The 18,529-nt window shown below is 41.8% G+C and carries 18 protein-coding genes and 2 tRNA genes; 10 read left to right on the forward strand and 10 right to left on the reverse strand.

Annotated features, from left to right (window positions below):
* Positions 1 to 59 precede the first annotated feature (59 nt).
* The 3 genes from tyrS to anmK all read right to left on the reverse strand — a co-directional run bounded on the left by tyrS (position 60) and on the right by anmK (position 3,268).
* Positions 60 to 1,334: a tyrosine--tRNA ligase gene (tyrS, locus tag ABR397_RS13170; RefSeq protein ID WP_350306137.1), complete on the reverse strand. Its 1,275-nt coding sequence runs from the start codon at positions 1,332 to 1,334 to the stop codon at positions 60 to 62.
* 119 nt (positions 1,335 to 1,453) lie between these two features.
* Positions 1,454 to 2,107, reverse strand: coding sequence for a pyridoxamine 5'-phosphate oxidase (gene pdxH / locus ABR397_RS13175; protein ID WP_350306138.1), 654 nt, complete (start codon positions 2,105 to 2,107; stop codon positions 1,454 to 1,456).
* A gap of 48 nt (positions 2,108 to 2,155) precedes the next feature.
* On the reverse strand, positions 2,156 to 3,268 hold the full coding sequence (anmK, locus tag ABR397_RS13180; protein ID WP_350306151.1) for an anhydro-N-acetylmuramic acid kinase: 1,113 nt from the start codon (positions 3,266 to 3,268) through the stop codon (positions 2,156 to 2,158).
* Positions 3,269 to 3,612: 344 nt separating this feature from the next.
* On the opposite strand from anmK, the gene ABR397_RS13185 reads away from it, so the two are divergent.
* Positions 3,613 to 4,083: an outer membrane lipoprotein gene (locus ABR397_RS13185; RefSeq protein ID WP_023045584.1), complete on the forward strand. Its 471-nt coding sequence runs from the start codon at positions 3,613 to 3,615 to the stop codon at positions 4,081 to 4,083.
* 88 nt (positions 4,084 to 4,171) lie between these two features.
* On the opposite strand, the gene slyA is transcribed toward ABR397_RS13185, so the two are convergent.
* Positions 4,172 to 4,603: a transcriptional regulator SlyA gene (slyA, locus tag ABR397_RS13190; protein WP_021325608.1), complete on the reverse strand. Its 432-nt coding sequence runs from the start codon at positions 4,601 to 4,603 to the stop codon at positions 4,172 to 4,174.
* Between the two features lie 558 nt (positions 4,604 to 5,161).
* Complete coding sequence (locus tag ABR397_RS13195; RefSeq protein WP_023045585.1) at positions 5,162 to 5,401, reverse strand: DUF1289 domain-containing protein; 240 nt, start codon at positions 5,399 to 5,401, stop codon at positions 5,162 to 5,164.
* Between the two features lie 172 nt (positions 5,402 to 5,573).
* On the opposite strand from ABR397_RS13195, the gene gloA reads away from it, so the two are divergent.
* A complete protein-coding gene (gloA, locus tag ABR397_RS13200; protein ID WP_350306139.1) occupies positions 5,574 to 5,987 on the forward strand; it encodes a lactoylglutathione lyase in 414 nt (137 codons plus the stop codon).
* Positions 5,987 to 6,655, forward strand: a complete 669-nt coding sequence (rnt, locus tag ABR397_RS13205) for a ribonuclease T (RefSeq protein WP_350306140.1) — start codon at positions 5,987 to 5,989, stop codon at positions 6,653 to 6,655. The genes gloA and rnt overlap by 1 nt, the downstream gene beginning before the upstream one ends.
* A gap of 102 nt (positions 6,656 to 6,757) precedes the next feature.
* Here rnt and ABR397_RS13210 read toward each other — a convergent pair whose 3' ends face one another.
* Positions 6,758 to 7,105, reverse strand: a complete 348-nt coding sequence (locus tag ABR397_RS13210) for a Grx4 family monothiol glutaredoxin (protein ID WP_350306152.1) — start codon at positions 7,103 to 7,105, stop codon at positions 6,758 to 6,760.
* A 486-nt stretch (positions 7,106 to 7,591) separates the two neighbouring features.
* On the opposite strand from ABR397_RS13210, the gene purR reads away from it, so the two are divergent.
* On the forward strand, positions 7,592 to 8,617 hold the full coding sequence (purR, locus tag ABR397_RS13215) for an HTH-type transcriptional repressor PurR (protein ID WP_350306141.1): 1,026 nt from the start codon (positions 7,592 to 7,594) through the stop codon (positions 8,615 to 8,617).
* Positions 8,618 to 8,623: 6 nt separating this feature from the next.
* On the opposite strand, the gene punR is transcribed toward purR, so the two are convergent.
* Positions 8,624 to 9,532, reverse strand: a complete 909-nt coding sequence (gene punR, locus ABR397_RS13220; RefSeq protein ID WP_350306142.1) for a DNA-binding transcriptional activator PunR — start codon at positions 9,530 to 9,532, stop codon at positions 8,624 to 8,626.
* 147 nt (positions 9,533 to 9,679) lie between these two features.
* Between punR and punC the strand changes: the two genes are divergently transcribed.
* Positions 9,680 to 10,879: a purine nucleoside transporter PunC gene (gene punC, locus ABR397_RS13225; RefSeq protein ID WP_350306143.1), complete on the forward strand. Its 1,200-nt coding sequence runs from the start codon at positions 9,680 to 9,682 to the stop codon at positions 10,877 to 10,879.
* Between the two features lie 296 nt (positions 10,880 to 11,175).
* A complete protein-coding gene (cfa, locus tag ABR397_RS13230; protein WP_350306144.1) occupies positions 11,176 to 12,327 on the forward strand; it encodes a cyclopropane fatty acyl phospholipid synthase in 1,152 nt (383 codons plus the stop codon).
* Between the two features lie 52 nt (positions 12,328 to 12,379).
* Here the strand turns inward: cfa and ABR397_RS13235 are convergent, their stop codons facing one another.
* Positions 12,380 to 13,357 (reverse strand): leucyl aminopeptidase, encoded by a 978-nt coding sequence (locus tag ABR397_RS13235; protein ID WP_350306145.1) that lies wholly within the window; start codon positions 13,355 to 13,357, stop codon positions 12,380 to 12,382.
* Positions 13,358 to 13,785: 428 nt separating this feature from the next.
* Positions 13,786 to 14,442 carry a riboflavin synthase subunit alpha gene (locus ABR397_RS13240; RefSeq protein ID WP_350306146.1) on the reverse strand — a complete coding sequence of 219 codons (657 nt, stop codon included), beginning with the start codon at positions 14,440 to 14,442 and terminating at the stop codon, positions 13,786 to 13,788.
* A gap of 224 nt (positions 14,443 to 14,666) precedes the next feature.
* Here ABR397_RS13240 and ABR397_RS13245 point away from each other — a divergent pair, with 224 nt between their 5' ends.
* From ABR397_RS13245 to pykF, 4 genes are all read left to right on the forward strand, one after another.
* Positions 14,667 to 16,040 (forward strand): MATE family efflux transporter, encoded by a 1,374-nt coding sequence (locus ABR397_RS13245; protein ID WP_350306147.1) that lies wholly within the window; start codon positions 14,667 to 14,669, stop codon positions 16,038 to 16,040.
* A gap of 170 nt (positions 16,041 to 16,210) precedes the next feature.
* Positions 16,211 to 16,287 (forward strand) — tRNA-Val (locus ABR397_RS13250).
* 32 nt (positions 16,288 to 16,319) lie between these two features.
* A tRNA-Val gene (locus ABR397_RS13255) sits at positions 16,320 to 16,396 on the forward strand.
* Positions 16,397 to 16,812: 416 nt separating this feature from the next.
* Positions 16,813 to 18,222 carry a pyruvate kinase PykF gene (pykF, locus tag ABR397_RS13260; protein ID WP_350306148.1) on the forward strand — a complete coding sequence of 470 codons (1,410 nt, stop codon included), beginning with the start codon at positions 16,813 to 16,815 and terminating at the stop codon, positions 18,220 to 18,222.
* Between the two features lie 110 nt (positions 18,223 to 18,332).
* Here pykF and ABR397_RS13265 read toward each other — a convergent pair.
* The coding region (locus ABR397_RS13265) for a hypothetical protein (RefSeq protein WP_350306149.1) at positions 18,333 to 18,529 on the reverse strand (197 nt) is incomplete at its 5' end.

Below are 18,529 nucleotides of genomic sequence, written 5' to 3' on the forward strand. Positions count from 1 at the left end.
ATGCGTTCACTTGCTGCCGCGCTGCAACTTGAAATCTATTGGGTTATACGCAATATTGGTTATTTCCAGCAGATCAAGCAATCGTGTTTTTTGCCACGCCGCAACAATGTGTAACGATCAAACAGACGATTACTGTCAGTAAACACATATTCAGGTTCAGGCTGCTTTTCACCATTAACCGCAACAGCATTGGAACTAATCATAGTCCGTGCTTGTCCACGGGAAGGGACTAACCCAGCATTAACCAAGGCCTGTTGCAAATCTGCGCCTTTTTCCAGCTCGATTACTGGCATACCATCCTGTGCCAATTGAGCGAAATCCTCTTCGGTCAAATCAGCGACCGCACCGGAAAACAAACTTTCTGTAATACGTTTAGCGGCTGCCAACCCTTCTGCACCATGCACCATGCCGGTGACCTGTTCTGCCAACACGTACTGGGCACGAGGCGCTTTGCCGCTATTTCTGTCTTCTTCTTCCAAAGCATCAATATCTTCAAGACTCATAAAGGTAAAGAATTTCAGGAAGCGATAGACATCGGCATCCGCAGTATTAATCCAGAATTGATAGAATTTGTATGGGCTGGTTTTCTTCGGATCCAACCAAATAGCCCCACCTTCTGTCTTACCAAATTTAGTGCCATCAGATTTAGTAATCAGAGGAACCGTCATACCAAATACTTGCTTCTGGTTGATACGACGGGTTAAATCAATACCAGAAGTAATATTCCCCCACTGGTCAGAACCACCAATCTGCAACTCAACGCCATGCACTTCATTCAGGCGGGCAAAGTCATACGATTGCAGCAAGTTATAAGAAAACTCAGTGAAAGAAATACCCACATCATCACGGTTCAAACGCTGTTTAACCGCTTCTTTGTTAATCATCTGATTAACCGAGAAATGTTTGCCGATATCACGCAGGAAAGTTAAAACATCCATGTTGCCAAACCAATCATAATTATTGGCTGTTTTAGCGCTGTTCTCACCACAATCAAAATCCAGGAAAGGCGAAACCTGCCGGCGGATTTTTTCTACCCACTCTTTAACGGTATCTTCAGTATTCAATTTACGTTCAGTGGCTTTGAAACTGGGATCGCCAATCAAACCCGTAGCCCCACCGACCAACGCCACAGGTTTATGCCCGGCCAGTTGGAATCGTTTTAAACACAGCAAGGGAACCAGATGCCCCAAATGCAAGCTGTCAGCGGTCGGATCGAAACCACAATAGAGGGAAACAGGACCTTGCGCCAGTCTCTCTACTAACGCATTTTCATCCGTAACCTGGGCAATGAGGCCCCGCTCTTGCAGTTGTTTTATCAGGTTATTGCTAGACATTAATGACTCCATCAATTTGTTTATTTTGTCTGTTGTATAAATCGCGATTCAAAAAGAGTGCGGCATAGCATAAAGCGCCAATACTATAAGTGCCAGTATTAAAAATGGTAATCCACGATTTATGGTGCAAGCCTGTCAACATGCCAACTATCACCTTCCCGTTGATAAATAAACCGGTCATGGAGCCGGTTTGCGCCACCTTGCCAAAATTCGACAGAATCAAAGGTCACTCTAAATCCACCCCAGAAGCTGGGTAAAGGAACCTCACCATTGAGGAATTTTTGTTTCAGCTCAAGGAATTTCCCCTCCAAAATACCGCGTGTGGAAATACGAGATGATTGTTGCGACACCCATGCAGCAATCTGGCTATCTTTGGGGCGACTATGGAAATATTTCACCACTTCAACAGGAGAAAGACGTTCAGCTTTACCCAGAAAAGAAACCTGCCTTTCCAGTGGATGCCAAGGGAAATGAAGGCTGATTTTGTTATTCTGCGCCAAATGTGTTGCTTTTCGGCTGCCTAAATTTGTATAAAAAACCAAGCTATTGGCATCAAAATACTTCAATAACACAATACGTTGATACGGTTGGCCATGCTCATCAACCGTTGCGATACACATTGCTGTTGGATCATACAATTTGGCTTCACATGCCTGTTTGAGCCAACGCTCAAAAAGTTCGATAGGTTCTTTGGTCAAATCTTTACGTCTTAACCCGCCACGAACATATTCACGGCGCAATTCTGCAACATCAAATTCATTACTTTCTGACATTATGTAGCCCTACTTATGACTTATTAAATACCAGACAGCTTATCATTGTTATTCATTAGCAACAGGATAAATTGCACCTAAAATAGTTTCAGTACTGGCACCAGTCACAGAGGGTAAATTTCCTGAAACTCCCGACATTGTACGGAATGCTAACCAGGCAAATGCCAGTGCTTCCATATCATCACCACTAAGACCATATTTATCTGTCGGACACACTTCCGTCCCCGGCAATAATGCCGAAAGTCGACTCATTATTTGTGGATTACGCGCGCCGCCGCCACAAACCAGCAGACGTTCACATCCACCACTCAACATAATTTGCTGTGACACAGACACCGCTGTCAGTTCGGCCAGTGTTGCCTGAACATCAACAAATGATACATCAGGAAAGTTAACTAATTGCGCCTCCAGCCAGCTCATATTGAAATACTCCCGGCCAGTGCTTTTAGGGGCTGGCCGTGAAAAATAGTGATCAGAAAGCATTTGTCTGAGTAAGCTGTTATTGACGACACCTTCCCGTGCCCATTGACCATCTTTATCATAAGGTTTTTTCTGATGGCGCCATACCCAGCTATCCATCAGCATATTACCCGGACCGGTGTCATATCCTTTGACTAACGATCCAGGTAACAGCGTCGTTATGTTGGCAATACCACCAATATTGAGAATTATCCTGCGTTCTGTTGAGTGACCTAACACAGCGAAATGAAAAGCCGGAACTAATGGCGCGCCCTGCCCACCATATGCCATATCCCGCCGGCGAAAATCACCGACTGTGGTCATCCCGGTTAAAGCCGCGATACGATTATTATCGCCAAGCTGCATAGTGAAAGGCGTGTGACTGTCCGGCTCATGCCAAACGGTCTGCCCATGGCATCCCACAGCAATGATATCGCTTGTCGTTAACCCAGTTTTAGCGAGTAAACCTTGCACAGCTTCAGCGAATAAAGAACCCAGCTCATAATCTAACCGGCCTATCGCCGATAATGTCGTTTGTTGCCCCTGACAAACTGCGAGAATTTTTTGCTTCAGTTCATATGGAAACGGATGTGAATAACTGGCTTGTTGAGCAACAACTTTATCGCTGATCGCTGCAAGCACCACATCAACCCCATCGAGACTTGTACCCGACATCACACCAATATAACGACCTGACTTCATAACCATTAATTTGCCTTCCTGCTTAGAATCTACCTTGATAAAATCAGAAACCACGCCAATAACTATAAGGCGCGGTGGTTTTAGCTGTATATGGTTAATAGGAAAACAAAGGAATAAAACCTAAGTTTTGGAAACAACTTCACAAAAATGCGGAATTTTTCATTAATAGCTATTTCTTTTAAAAATCTCTATTGACGTTTAATATATGTTTAGCACTAGATTGCTAATGTACCGATTATTCTATTCGAATAAATTTTTTATTACTTGTTGCCAATGCCGGTTATAGCCTGGTTGTCCATAAGCTATCAGATTTCCGCAGTCAGGCATCAAAATCAGGAGTTATTATGTTTAAGCATTTTTTAGTTAGCGCGGTTGCCGTCGCATCACTATCAGGCTGTGTCAACACCGATTCCCTTTCTGGCGATACCTATACTGCCGGACAAGCTAAACAAGTCCAGACAGTCTCTTACGGTACGATTGTTTCCGTTCGTCCTGTCAATATTCAAGCAGGCAGCAATGAGAATGTATTAGGCGCTATCGGCGGCGCAGTTCTGGGTGGACTGGTTGGTAATACTATTGGCGGCGGCAGCGGCAACACATTGGCGACTGCCGCGGGTGCAGTTGCCGGTGGTGTTGCAGGCCAAAACATTCAGGGGGCGCTCAACACAACTAAAGGTGTAGAATTGGAAATTCGTCGTGACAGTGGTGAAAGCATCATTGTTGTTCAAAAACAAGGCAAAACAGTCTTCAGTAAAGGCCAACGTGTCAGAATCGCAGGCCAGGGCAATAACCTGACGGTTTCACCTCGACAATAAAATAATATAGATAAGAAAACCGTGACTTCATCTTTTGTAAGTCGCGGTCTTCTTTCATCTAGTTAGCATTCCATGGATATCGTAATTACTATCTACTCTGTAATTGGATAATATTTTGCTCCAGTTTCTGCACTAAAGTGGAAAGAAAAGCAAGTTCCTCGCGTGAAATACCATCCAGAATCTCATTTCTTGTCGATTCAATAACACCATCTAACTCCCTAATAACCGATGCAGAATCTTCGGTCAACTTGATTCTTTTTGCACGACGATCATTGGCACAAGTATGCCGGGTGATAAGTCTTTTTTCCTCAAGCTGATCTAATGTCCTGACTAAAGATGGTTGTTCGATACCGATAGCTTTCGCCAACTGTATCTGAGATTGCTCCTGGGGTAACCGGCTAATATTATATAACGTTACCCAATGAGTCTGAGTTAATTCCAACGGCTTTAAACGATAGTCAATTAAAGCACGCCAAATACGGACTAACCGTGCCAGATCTGATCCCAATGTAGATTCCAATTGTCCCTCCTTAAATAACTAGCCTATTAAACATAACAGCCAAATTTTTCTAAATCAGGCTAATTAGCCTTAAAAAAGTATATATAACTTCTGTGTAATCACAGTAAACTCTTAGTAACTAACTAATTCAGGTAACTATAACCGAGAACAACTAAACTTAAATTCAATTCAGAACAAAACAATTAACATACAATATTTTTAACACAAAAACTATCAGAACTATGAATACAAACAAATAGAAACCAATAAATATCATTCAATACTTTATTCCAAGTACTATAAGGATAGCTGTCATCTAAATGCTAAGCTATCTATTTTTACATTAATGTTGTTTTTATTTTACATTTGTCACACAATCAAACTATAAATTTCATTAAAAACATAATGTTATAAAAAAATCAAAATAAAAACCGTTAACCTCCCCGTTAAGCAATAAATAAAAAAATAACAAACAAAACATCCTAAATTATAGTAGAACATTTATAACTTCGCCAAAAATATAACCCTATATAAGTAAATCATTGAATTATTAATTCTAATAACCTCAAAATTTTCTAATTAAAATAGTGATGGCTGCTCAGGCAGTTCTTCATCTGTCTGATTTTGTGCTCTCACTGCACGTAAATATCTTTGCCGGCACAATCTCAATACTTCACGCTTTTGCCCATCCGACATTTTCATCCAATTAAATCTTTCTTCCCGGCTACGATAACATCCCAAACAGAAACCCCGCTCATTAGCCTGACAAATTCCTCGACAAGGAGTGGGAATAGCAAAGAACTCTAGTTGCTCGACCATCACATCCCGTTTCCTATATAATTCATATACTATATTTAATTATAAACCCAGATGAGAATAAATTATAATTATGGATAAATTGAACTGTAACCGTAAGACACGTTATAGTTAGTGGTTTTTGTGCGACCTGTCGCACAAAAATACTGGTAAAACCATTAAATGAGAGGTAATTATGCGCTTACTCCACACCATGATCCGCGTTGGTGATCTGCAACGCTCCATTGATTTTTATACTGAAGTATTAGGAATGCGCCTGCTGCGCGTCAGTGAGAATACAGAATATAAGTACTCACTCGCTTTCGTTGGTTACACAGATGAAAGCGAAGGGGCGGTGATCGAGTTAACTTATAACTGGGGAGTTGACCATTATGCAATGGGAGATGCCTTTGGTCATATTGCATTGGGCGTCGATAATGTCGCAGCCACTTGCGAATCTATTCGCAAAGCAGGTGGTAACATTACCCGTGAAGCCGGCCCGGTAAAAGGTGGAACAACCGTTATTGCTTTCGTTGAAGATCCAGATGGTTACAAAATTGAGCTTATTGAAAACAAAAATGCCAGCAACGCCCTGGGTAACTCAATCTGATGTCTGACAAAAAAGAGCCAAACGTCCTTAGTGGGCGTTTTCGAGGTTATTACCCTGTCGTTATTGATGTTGAAACTGGCGGCTTTAATGCCAAAACAGACGCGTTACTTGAAATTGCCGCCATCACACTGGAGATGGATGATCAAGGTTGGCTGACGCCAAGCGAATCACTTCATTTCCATATTGAACCATTTGAGGGCGCAAATCTTGAACCAGCAGCCCTGGAGTTTACCGGCATCGATCCATCAAACCCGCTACGTGGAGCAGTAAGCGAATATGAAGCTCTGCACACTATTTTCAAAATGGTTCGTAAAGGGATAAAAAATAGTCATTGTAGTCGGGCCATTATCGTTGCGCACAATGCTAACTTTGATCATAGTTTTGTTATGGCTGCCGCAGAACGCGCCAGACTGAAACGGAATCCATTTCATCCATTTGCGACTTTTGATACGGCTGCTTTAGGTGGCCTGGTATTAGGACAAACGATTTTAGCAAAAGCCTGCGCCACTGCCGGGATCCCATTCGACAATAATCAAGCTCACAGCGCCTTATATGATACTGAGCGTACCGCTGAATTATTCTGTAAAATGGTTAACCGCTGGAAACAACTCGGCGGCTGGCCCTTAGCGACAACAGAAGAAGAAAAAACCGGAGAGACTTATAGCTAACTATAAGATTAATATAATCAAATTTAAATTTAAGCAATAACAAAAACCCCCATATATCAACATATGGGGAGATAACATAATAGCCTGTCGCTAATTTAAAAATTATTCTGTCGCGTTTTCATCCTGAGAGCGATATTTATCAGCAGTTTCTTTAATTAATGTTTGTAGCTCACCACGTTGATACATTTCAATAATAATATCGGATCCACCTATCAACTCACCCTCGACCCAAAGCTGAGGAAAAGTTGGCCAGTTAGCATATTTAGGCAATTCTGCACGAATATCTGGATTTTGCAAAATATCTACATAAGCAAAACGTTCACCACATGCAGATAAAGCCTGAACAGCCTGGGCAGAAAATCCACAATTTGGTAATTTAGGAGAGCCTTTCATATACAGCAGAATCGGGTTCTCTTTAATTTGGCGCTCAATCTTCTCAATAGTCGTCATTTTTATTTCCTTTAAACCAACAGTATGTTGATAACCAACATCGTCACAATATTGGCGGAGAATACCATTTTCTCTCACCAATATGCATCCTGATATTTTCTTATCCTGGCGCGTATGGCCTTTATCAGGCAAAGATCAAGCAAACAGCAGCAAAAATGGCAATCATCGCCAACGTGCTCACCGCAGTAAATAAGCCAAGCTTCAAATCGGTATTCATCGATGCCCCCTCAGAATAGACGTCTATAACCACAAATACCATTCATTTAATATGGTTAATTATCCTTACATTTAAGGAAAAAAAATAAAATAGCGATTACCCTGTATTTTATAACATTGATTATTGCTTTCACTTTTGAGCCAGATCAGACAAAATTCAGGATTTATCGCTAAATTATTGCCAGCAGACACCCTAATGTATAAAGATGCTGGTAAATAATTAACAAAGAGTTTTAAATTTAGACCAAAAGGTCAGGAGTATTTCATCTCATGGCAACGATCAAAGATGTGGCTAAGCACGCTGGCGTTTCAACCACTACTGTATCCCATGTTATTAATAAAACCCGTTTCGTCGCCGAAGATACCAAGGCCGCCGTTTGGGCTGCTATCAAAGAACTGAGTTATTCACCCAGTGCTGTTGCCCGCAGTCTGAAAGTTAACCATACAAAATCGATCGGATTACTGGCAACGTCCAGCGAAGCTCCCTATTTTGCTGAAATCATTGAAGCCGTTGAGAACAGTTGTTATAGCAAAGGCTATACGCTGATTTTGTGTAACTCACACAATAACATTGATAAACAGAAAGCCTATCTGGCCATGCTGGCACAAAAACGGGTGGATGGCTTGCTGGTGATGTGTTCAGAGTACCCGGAACAATTGCTGGGAATGTTAGAAGATTATCGCAATATCCCAATGGTCGTCATGGATTGGGGGCAAGCCAGAAGTGATTTCACTGATACGATTATTGATAACGCATTCCACGGCGGTTATCTGGCTGGCCGCTATCTTATTGAACGTGGTCATCGTGATATTGGTGCGATCCCCGGCCCTCTGGCACGAAATACCGGTGGCGGCCGCCATCAGGGATTCTTGAAAGCCTTAAAAGAAGCCAGTATTCCAATCAGAGAAGAGTGGATTGTTCAAGGGGATTTTGAACCTGAATCGGGCTACAAAGCCATGCATCAAATTCTGAATCAAAAACAGCGTCCGACCGCAGTTTTCTGTGGTGGCGATGTTATGGCAATGGGGGCTATTTGTGCTGCTGATGAACTAGGATTACGCGTCCCACAGGATATTTCTGTGATCGGTTACGACAATATACGCAACGCCCGCTATTTATCTCCGGCATTGACGACTATCCATCAGCCAAAAGAACGTCTGGGACAAATGGCATTTTCTATGTTACTGGACAGAATAGTCAGTAAACGTGAAGATGCACAAACTATTGAAGTACATCCACGTTTGGTTGAACGGCGCTCTGTCACAGATGGCCCATTTATCGACTATCGCCGTTAATCCTCCCTATTCATCCTGAAGCCATTCAGCATTAAGAGTTTCACTATCGCCGAGATAGCCAAGAAGCCAACTTAATGCCGGAGAATGGCTGTTTTGCACCCATGTCAAACAACACGGGCTATCTGGCAAAGGCTGCTCTAATTCTAATGCTTCCAGTTTTTTCTGTCGGATCAGCGGCATTGCCCTATGCTTGGGTACCATCCCCACACACAAACCCTCATTCAGACAAGCCAGACCAGATTCCCAATCAGGTACCACTAGCCTGCGCTGATTATCCAGAGTCCAGGTGTCTCGCTTCGGTAAATTGCGGGATGTATCCTCAAGACACAAGCTAGGATAAGGCCGCATTTGATCATCAGACAATGGACCGTTCAACTGAGCCAAAGCATGGCCCGTACTGACGATACACAGCCAGGGCATAAATCCCATATCCCGGAAACTGTACCTTTCCCCTACCGGCGCTACTCGGGTGGCGCCAATTGCAACATCAACCCGGCCATCCACCAGCGCGTCCCATACACCATTGAATACTTCCTGATGAATAAACAGCTCTATATCAGGAAAATGGTGATAAAAATCAAGAATAAGCCGACGACTGCGTTCTGGTTTAACAACCCGGTCAATAGCAATACTAAGCTGTCCTCTCCAGCCATTTGCAACCTGTTGGCACTGATGACGAGTGTCAATCATTTTTTTGATAACAGCGCGAGCTTCTTTGATAAAAATAGCGCCTGATTCAGTTAATTCCACATCCCGATGACGACGTTCAAACAATGGGACCGCAAGCCACTCTTCCAGTTGCCTTACGGTATAACTGATTGCAGAAGGGACACGGTGCAATTCCGTTGCAGCAGCGCTAAAACTTCCCGTTCTGGCAACAGCATCCACAACTTCAAGTGAATATTCTGACCACATAATTTTACCTTTCAATTTTTTTCATAGCATTATCCAAATATTACCGTTTCACAAGTAAAAATCACGGCATATAGAATATGTGCAAATATTCTTATCTACCTATCACAGCAAGTTATTTCAATCATGATATCCAAAGAGAGTAATCAAATGAAAAACTCAAGTCAGTTCATGTTCTACCTTGCAGGCTTGAGTATGCTGGGTTACCTAGCTATTGATATGTATCTACCGGCATTCGGCTCTATGCAACAAGAATTGGGCACATCGACGAGAGCAATCAGCGCCAGCCTGAGCGTCTTTCTTGCAGGTTTTGCCTTTGCTCAACTTTTGTGGGGGCCTCTTTCCGATCGCTTTGGAAGAAAGCCTATTATCATCATCGGGTTATCAACGTTTTCCGTTGGCTGTCTGGGTATGCTTTGGATAACAGACGCCACGCAACTTTTAGTTTTGCGTTTTATCCAAGCCATCGGTGTTTGTTCAGCCGCTGTTTCATGGCAAGCATTAGTTATTGATCGTTATGACGCCAACCATACTAAACGCGTTTTTGCCACGATCATGCCCCTGGTCGCACTTTCCCCTGCCCTGGCGCCTTTGATGGGCGCCTGGCTGTTACAACATGGCGGTTGGCGCATCATTTTTTTGGTATTACTGGCAATTACATTATTACTGCTGTTGCCTACTTTATTCCTGCAAGAAAACCGCAAAAAAAAGCGTGAGACTGAAACGCAGAAAAGCGATGTATCTTTCTTTACGTTATTAAAATCACCGGTATTCAGTGGCAACGTCCTGATATTTGCATCATGCAGCGCTGGTTTTTTTGCCTGGCTAACAGGCTCACCTTTTATTCTCGGTAATATGGGCTATAGCCCAAAGGACATCGGTCTGAGTTATGTGCCACAAACATTAGCCTTTATGGCCGGTGGTTATGGATGCCGCAGTATCTTGACCAAAATAAAAAGTGAAATTGTTTTCCCTTATCTGTTGGTTGGCTATGCTGTCAGCATGATTGTGCTGTATTTAATCGCAAAATTCAGCGAACCAACCATGTTGACGATTCTGGTCCCTTTCTGCTTTATGGCCGCTATGAATGGTGCTTCATATCCAATTGCAGTCGCTAATGCTTTATCCGCTTACCCACAAGACAGTGGAAAAGCAGCCGCATTGCAAAACACGCTCCAATTAGGGCTCTGTTTTATTGCCAGCCTGATTGTTTCAGCATTTGTCAACAATCCACTTATATCAACAACCACCGTCATGGCTTCTACCGTTATTCTGATGGTATTAGGGTATTTTATACAGTGGAAAAAAAAAGCTGATCGCTGCATTCAAGCCGTTGAAAAACATTATTGATATTAATCAAATGGTTACACCAATAAAGACTGTTGGTTATCAATTAATTACAGTCTTTATTTATTAATTGATGAAACAATTTTCCGCTTTTATACTCATATAAGTTCCTTATTCTAAATAACCTGAATTTGAGGTTTTCAGGAGCAATGATGTCCCCGATTAAGTTTATGGATTAGTAATTTTTAGGGTTTCTCGCTTTAATTCTTTGCTATTTTTCGCATTTTGCTCCCTCGCATTCTGCTTTGTTAGCTAAAACGAGCCCCTCAATATTCCATCACCCTAACCTTGGAGAGTATATGAGTTTATCGCACATTGAAAACCAAAAATCCGTCACTAATTCTTGGCAGCGAATTGCCAATGAAATGCTACAAGAAGCAGGGATTCAGATTAATGGTCACAATCCCTATGACATCCAAGTAAAAAATCCTGATTTCTATAAAAGAGTGTTACAACAGGGCTCAATGGGATTAGGTGAAAGTTATATGGCTGGCTGGTGGGATTGTGAACGGTTAGATATTTTCTTTTATCGCGTTTTACGTGCTGGATTAGAAAATAAAATGCCCAGTAATTTCAAAAATACACTGAAAATCGCAATAATTCGTTTACGTAATTTACAAACTCCAAAACGGTCATGGATTGTCGGTCATCAACATTATGATTTAGGCAATGATCTTTTTACCCGTATGCTAGACCCTTATATGCAATATTCCTGCGGATATTGGAAACAAGCCGAAACATTAGAACAGGCTCAACTTGATAAATTGAAGCTCATCTGCGAGAAATTAGAGCTCTCTCCAGGTATGACTTTGCTGGATATTGGGTGTGGTTGGGGTGGGCTATCGATTTATGCTGCAAAAAACTATGGTGTTTCCGTAACTGGTGTAACCGTTTCGGCTGAGCAACAGAAATATGCACAGAAACAATGTGCAAATCTGGACGTAAACATTATTCTGAAAGACTATCGGGATTTACATAAGCAATTTGACAGAATTGTTTCTGTTGGTATGTTTGAACACGTCGGGCCTAAGAATTATTCAACCTACTTCGACGTTGTTCAAAGAAACCTGAAACCTGATGGTTTATTCCTGCTACACACCATCGGCTCCAACAAAAGTAAAATCAGCGCTGACCCGTGGATCAGCAAATATATTTTTCCTAATGGCTGCATACCTTCTATAGAGCAAATAGCACATACCAGCAAAAACTGTTTTGTTATGGAAGATTGGCATAATTTTGGTGCAGATTATGATCGCACACTGATAGCCTGGCATGAAAGATTTTTTGCCCGTTGGCCGGAGATACAAGATAACTATAGTCCAACATTTAAACGCATGTTTAGCTATTATCTGAATGCCAGTGCAGGTGCATTTCGTGCACGCGATATTCAATTATGGCAAATCATGTTCAGCCCAAAAGGTATTGAAGGCGGGTTACGGGTAGCCCGGTAATTAACTAAAAGCTACAGTGGGAACCCACTGTGGCTTATAGATGTATTTTTCACTAACGAAAATAACCAATATAGCCATTATCAAAAAAGGTCGTTTGATCAAATGCTATTTTTCCACCAGAAAATATCAAATCTAAATGATGGCTTCCCTTTACACCGCCTCCCAAGCCAAGATGTAAACCAGGATGACGTTCTTCAAAACCCGCATTTCTGCCGTAAAGCGCTTTCACTCCCGTATTGGTGCCAATACCAAATTCTTCAACAATTCGATTTCCGTGATTATGGTTTAGATATAAATTAAAATCTCTATTAAATTCCACATTATCACAATCAAACCCAATGATTTCACCCTCTTTTATATTTATCATCATCATATCATTGACAACTCCATATTTTATGGCAAATGGTGCAGTACTCAAAAAGGTGCCACTAAAACTAACACTACCGTTAAGGTTCTTTATATGACTCGCAATTTCCCCAGGAATAACATCAAGATTTCCATTACCATCAATGGATGTCCACTGATGGTCTTTATCCAAATAACCTACAATTGAGTTTCCTTGATTATCTGTATATTGAATCTTCTGTGATCGACTTGACAGTTCAATCAGTTTTTTGTTTCTTTCTATTATTAATGTTTGTGGTTCGCTGAATGCCTCAATAAAATGAAGGCCATAATCTTTAAACAGTACTGATTTCTTCCACGATTCAGTAATAAATTTTCTTATTTTGGTTAAATATTCTGGCCCTTGTGGAGATGCGTTCTTTAATGTTGATGATGCGTAAAGAAAGATAAATAAATCGCAATCGGATATTTTTTGTTTTATATCGTCTGCTGATGTTTCTTCTAAAAAAGCGAAATCAGATTTTACATTAAAATTCTTTTTGTACCCATGCATCTTTTGGGCAATATCGCTGTGTTCAGTATCCGATCCAATAAATATCTTTATACATTCACCATGTCTCACTTTATCCGAAATTGCAGGGTGATATGATAAACAACGATACATATTTTCAAAACTTTTATCCATGAGAGCAATCCTATTTATTTTTAAGTAAGGGGAAGCCCCCTTACTTCAATTATAAAGAACCGCTAAAGGTTCTATTATAAGGAACCATCAAGAAGGCCAAAGTGCTGTACCGAAAGGTACAACAGCTTGTGCATTCATCATTTCAACAGCATCATCATGTGTAGGTTCTTCAAGCCATTCATCTAACTCAATCGCGTTTTCCATAAGGTAGTCTCAAAAATATAGTTGTAAGGTTAACCTGCACTTTACGAGAAAGCGCATTAACACAACAGTAACAACATAAACCATATCAAGTAACATAATACACAAAATATTGAGAGGTAAATCACAAAATGATCATTGACAGGCTCAACGAATCTTGTAGGTATACAGGTTTAATTTTGTTCGGAAGCGACAAGAAAGTCCTCCTGTCGCGTCTTATTTATTGATTATTCGCCGATAACAGTGGCTGGAGGCTGAAAGATAACCTGTTCCCGCTCTTTCTGAGCAAGAACACGCTCCACTGTATCGACAAGCGCCTGAGTCTGTGAATCAATCTCAATATTCACTTTATGACCAAGACGTTTTTTGCCCAATGTTGTACGCTCCAGCGTTTCAGGAATAAGGTGGACACAAAAACGATTATTCACGACATCACCAATCGTCAGGCTAATTCCATCAATTCCGATAAATCCTTTATGCAGGATATATTTCATCAATTGCTTATTGTGGATCCGGAACCATATTTGATGATTATTTTCTGAAGTGAAAATTTTAGCTATCTCCGCAACAGTAATAATATGGCCGGACATCAAATGCCCACCAATTTCATCACCAAATTTAGCGGCCCGCTCCAGATTTACATAATCCCCTACCTGTAAATCACCAAGATTGGTCAGGCGTAAAGTTTCTTTCATTAAATCGAAACTGATCTCATCGCCTTCTATTTTGGTTACTGTCAGACAACAACCGTTATTAGCAACCGATGCTCCTGTTTCAATGCCTCGCAATAATTCAACCGGGAATTTAACGACATGAGTCCGAAAGTTGCTTTTTTCATCAATAGCAACTAATGGTGCTTTTCCCTGCACGATACCAGTGAACATAGGAGAACCTCTTAATGACCATGTAAAATTATTAGTTAGTCTATCTCAAGTTGCCACTTATAAATACTACCTGAGCACTTGAATATAAACTCAGCATTATTGTTGGCTAATATAGTATTAAACAGATACAATACCTCAGTTAGTAAACGGTTGATTTTTCAAAAATCGTTTCTTATATGCAGGAATTTCTCTTAATATTTTTTACTTTCAAAAAGGTGTAATACGTGCAGAAGTATTTAAAAGAAGCGCGTAGTCTGCTCGCTCTGGGGATCCCCGTCATCATTGCCCAATTCTCACAAACTGCAATGGGGGTTGTGGATACAGTTATGGCGGGTAGCGTCAGTGCAACAGAAATGTCCGCGGTTGCTGTTGGTACCTCTATCTGGTTGCCAGTGATTTTATTTGGTTACGGCTTGCTATTAGCTTTAACACCAATCATTGCGCAAATGAATGGTTCTGGTCGCAGAAACCTGATTGCCAATCAAACTCAGCAAGGATTTTGGTTAGCGACTTTCCTCTCAATTATAATTATTGTTATTCTATACAACAGCAAATTTCTTATTGACAGGCAACACAATATAGACCCGCTTTTGGCAGAAAAAGCGGTTGGATTTACCCACGCAATAATGTGGGGTGCGCCGGGCTACCTGTTTTATCAGGTACTTCGTAATCAATGCGAAGGTTTATCGAAAACCAAACCAAGCATGATCATTGGTTTTTCAGGATTATTACTTAACATTCCAATTAACTACGTACTCATTTACGGTAAATTTGGTGCTCCCGCGATGGGTGGTGTTGGCTGTGGTGTCGCCACTGCCAGTGTTTACTGGGCCATGTTCCTGTCGATGCGCTGGTATGTGAAACATTCATCATCACAAAAGGATATCCGTCCTAAACATCGTTTTGCGGCACCAGAATGGCATACCTTAAAACGCATCTCAGCCCTTGGCTTGCCTATCGCTATGGCAGTATTTTTTGAAATTACGCTGTTTGCGATAGTGGCATTATTGGTCACACCTTTAGGCATTACCGCAGTTGCCGGGCACCAGATTGCACTGAATTTCAGTTCATTGATGTTTATGTTCCCAATATCTTTAGCTGCGGCAACCACTATCCGCATTGGCTACAACCTGGGGAAAAAATCTACCGAAAATGCCCGGATATCAGCTTATACCGGTCTTGCCGTTGGTTTGATGTTTGCCTCCTTCACTGCGGCCTTTACTGTCATTCTGCGAGAACCGATTGCCTTGATGTATAACGACAACCCTGAAGTTATCATCATGGCGTCAAATCTGATGCTGTTTGCCGCTTTTTACCAACTCTCTGATGCCATACAGGTGGTAGGTTCCGGTGTTTTACGTGGCTATAAAGATACGCGCGCCATCTTCTATATCACTTTCATCGCCTACTGGATTCTGGGGTTGCCAAGTGGTTACATTCTGGGATTAACCGATTATGTTGTACCCGCTATGGGGCCACAAGGGTTCTGGATTGGCTTTATTATTGGCCTGACCGCATCAGCAGTGATGATATCTAGCCGTATTTTGTGGACACAAAAACAATCAGATGAAGTCGTTCTGCGACGCTCAAGCCACTGATTTGCTTTCCCTAAAACCGGGGATGAATATTTAACTGGTGGAATAAACGGCAAATTCACTTTAACAGCTGCAAATACGAACAGTTGAACAACAATTTGTATTATTCCCCTTGCCAGAAGGCTAACTCGCCGCTAATATTCGTCCCCGTTGTCACCAATGCAATTTAGATTGCGTCCGTAGCTCAGTTGGTTAGAGCACCACCTTGACATGGTGGGGGTCGGTGGTTCGAGTCCACTCGGACGCACCAGATTGTTTGGTTGATAGCGCTCTCTCTTTAGTGCGTCCGTAGCTCAGTTGGTTAGAGCACCACCTTGACATGGTGGGGGTCGGTGGTTCGAGTCCACTCGGACGCACCAACTCGCTGAAATCATTCTTTTTCCTGAAGTAGCCAATCAATTATTCATAAGAAAATTGAGCAGTAAATTACAATCCCTACTGTTATTTGCGTTATTTCGTCGTCCTAAAGTTATAATTAACTCACATAATCATTTTTTGATTCATTTCACAGAAATAAATCCCTATAATACGACCCAATTTATAGTTGAATGGTTTCAGCACATTAATTTGCTGAATGCTGAAAAATTACAGATTGATAATATGCATAAGCTCACATAATTACATATGCCTGATTTCACATAAAAAAACACTGCATGTCTTCCCCGTCACCTGTCCTTAATGATGTTGCGCAACATCCAGCACCCTATGGTATCTGCGCAAACCATAAAGTTGGTGGTTCACTATTTTATCCATTAAAACCTGTAGATAAGTTGTCATGAAAAAAACCAAAATTGTTTGTACTATCGGACCAAAAACAGAATCCGAAGAAAAACTGACCGAACTGTTGGATGCAGGCATGAATGTTATGCGCCTCAACTTTTCTCATGGAGACTATGAAGAGCACGGCCAGCGTATTCAAAATATCCGTTCAGTTATGACTAAGACAGGTAAACAGGCAGCTATTCTGCTGGATACTAAAGGCCCTGAAATTCGAACCATGAAGCTGGAAAGCGGCAATGACGTATCCCTAACTGCTGGCCAGACTTTCACTTTTACCACCGACACAACCGTTATCGGTAATAAAGACCGCGTTGCTGTAACTTACAGTGGTTTCCCTGCGGATCTGGCTCCAGGTAACACCGTTCTGGTTGATGACGGTTTGATCGGTATGAAAGTTAAAGAAGTCACTCAATCAGAAGTTATTTGTCAGGTTTTGAACAACGGTGACTTAGGTGAAAATAAAGGTGTTAACCTGCCAGGTATATCTATCAGCTTGCCTGCCCTAGCAGAAAAAGATAAACAAGATTTGGTCTTTGGTTGCCAACAAAGTGTTGATTTCGTCGCCGCTTCTTTCATCCGTAAACGCTCTGACGTTATGGAAATCCGCGAACATTTGAAAGCGCACGGGGGTGAAAATATTCAAATTATCTCTAAGATTGAAAATCAAGAAGGTCTGAACAACTTTGATGAGATCCTAGAAGCTTCTGATGGGATCATGGTTGCCCGCGGTGACCTCGGTGTTGAAATCCCAGTAGAAGAAGTTATCTTCGCCCAGAAGATGATGATCCAAAAATGTAACATGGCCCGCAAAGTTGTTATCACTGCAACTCAAATGCTCGATTCCATGATCAAAAACCCACGCCCTACCCGTGCCGAAGCCGGTGACGTAGCTAACGCCATTTTGGATGGTACTGATGCAGTTATGCTTTCCGGTGAAAGTGCAAAAGGCAAATATCCGGTAGAAGCCGTAACTATTATGGCAACAATTTGTGAGCGCACAGATCATGTCATGCCAAGCCGCATTGAAGCTGTCAATTGCCGTAAATTACGCGTGACCGAAGCGGTATGCTGCGGCGCCGTTGAAACAGCCGAAAAACTGGAAGCCCCTCTGATTGTAGTCGCAACCTATGGCGGTAAGTCTGCTAAATCTATCCGTAAGTACTTCCCTGGCGCACCTATTCTGGCATTAACCACCAACGAAGTGACTGCACGCCAATTGCTATTAGTTAAAGGTGTTTCTACTCAAATCGTTAAAGAAATCGCATCTACCGACGATTTCTATCGCATCGGTAAAGAAGCAGCACTGATCAGTGGGCTGGCGAAAAAAGGCGAAATCGTGGTTATGGTATCTGGTGCGCTGGTGCAAAGCGGTACAACCAATACGTCGTCTGTTCACGTTCTTTGATTTGATATGTAACTTTATTTCTGAAACACCGCAAACGTGGCGGTGTTTCAGGGTATTCGATAGCTGATTTTCTTGCTGATATGATGCAATACCAAACCACCAAGGCAACATTACTCATCCTCCCCATCATCGTCATCAATCGCTGACATAGGAGTGTCATCCCCCGGCGTCACCACAAAAATCGCTTTCGGCAACATAAATCCCCGCAGTTTCAATAACGCCAGCGGCCCGCTGCCCATTTCCGTGCGTAATATCCAGGTTATCGGTAAACCATCCGGCATCATCCATGTCAGCCGATAGCGGCTTT

Source organism: Photorhabdus viridis (genome assembly GCF_040256935.1).
Classification (GTDB): domain Bacteria; phylum Pseudomonadota; class Gammaproteobacteria; order Enterobacterales; family Enterobacteriaceae; genus Photorhabdus; species Photorhabdus viridis.

What these genes read in the sequence shown, in the direction of transcription:
- tyrS (WP_350306137.1), bottom strand. Translation starts at nt 1,334, where the DNA reads ATGTCTAGCAATAACCTGATAAAACAACTGCAAGAGCGGGGCCTCATT.
- punR (WP_350306142.1), bottom strand. Translation starts at nt 9,532, where the DNA reads ATGTGGTCAGAATATTCACTTGAAGTTGTGGATGCTGTTGCCAGAACG.
- ABR397_RS13235 (WP_350306145.1), bottom strand. Translation starts at nt 13,357, where the DNA reads ATGGATAAAAGTTTTGAAAATATGTATCGTTGTTTATCATATCACCCT.
- pykF (WP_350306148.1), top strand. Translation starts at nt 16,813, where the DNA reads ATGAAAAAAACCAAAATTGTTTGTACTATCGGACCAAAAACAGAATCC.
- ABR397_RS13185 (WP_023045584.1), top strand. Translation starts at nt 3,613, where the DNA reads ATGTTTAAGCATTTTTTAGTTAGCGCGGTTGCCGTCGCATCACTATCA.
- anmK (WP_350306151.1), bottom strand. Translation starts at nt 3,268, where the DNA reads ATGAAGTCAGGTCGTTATATTGGTGTGATGTCGGGTACAAGTCTCGAT.
- pdxH (WP_350306138.1), bottom strand. Translation starts at nt 2,107, where the DNA reads ATGTCAGAAAGTAATGAATTTGATGTTGCAGAATTGCGCCGTGAATAT.
- punC (WP_350306143.1), top strand. Translation starts at nt 9,680, where the DNA reads ATGAAAAACTCAAGTCAGTTCATGTTCTACCTTGCAGGCTTGAGTATG.
- purR (WP_350306141.1), top strand. Translation starts at nt 7,592, where the DNA reads ATGGCAACGATCAAAGATGTGGCTAAGCACGCTGGCGTTTCAACCACT.
- ABR397_RS13195 (WP_023045585.1), bottom strand. Translation starts at nt 5,401, where the DNA reads ATGGTCGAGCAACTAGAGTTCTTTGCTATTCCCACTCCTTGTCGAGGA.
- ABR397_RS13210 (WP_350306152.1), bottom strand. Translation starts at nt 7,105, where the DNA reads ATGACGACTATTGAGAAGATTGAGCGCCAAATTAAAGAGAACCCGATT.
- cfa (WP_350306144.1), top strand. Translation starts at nt 11,176, where the DNA reads ATGAGTTTATCGCACATTGAAAACCAAAAATCCGTCACTAATTCTTGG.
- rnt (WP_350306140.1), top strand. Translation starts at nt 5,987, where the DNA reads ATGTCTGACAAAAAAGAGCCAAACGTCCTTAGTGGGCGTTTTCGAGGT.
- gloA (WP_350306139.1), top strand. Translation starts at nt 5,574, where the DNA reads ATGCGCTTACTCCACACCATGATCCGCGTTGGTGATCTGCAACGCTCC.
- ABR397_RS13240 (WP_350306146.1), bottom strand. Translation starts at nt 14,442, where the DNA reads ATGTTCACTGGTATCGTGCAGGGAAAAGCACCATTAGTTGCTATTGAT.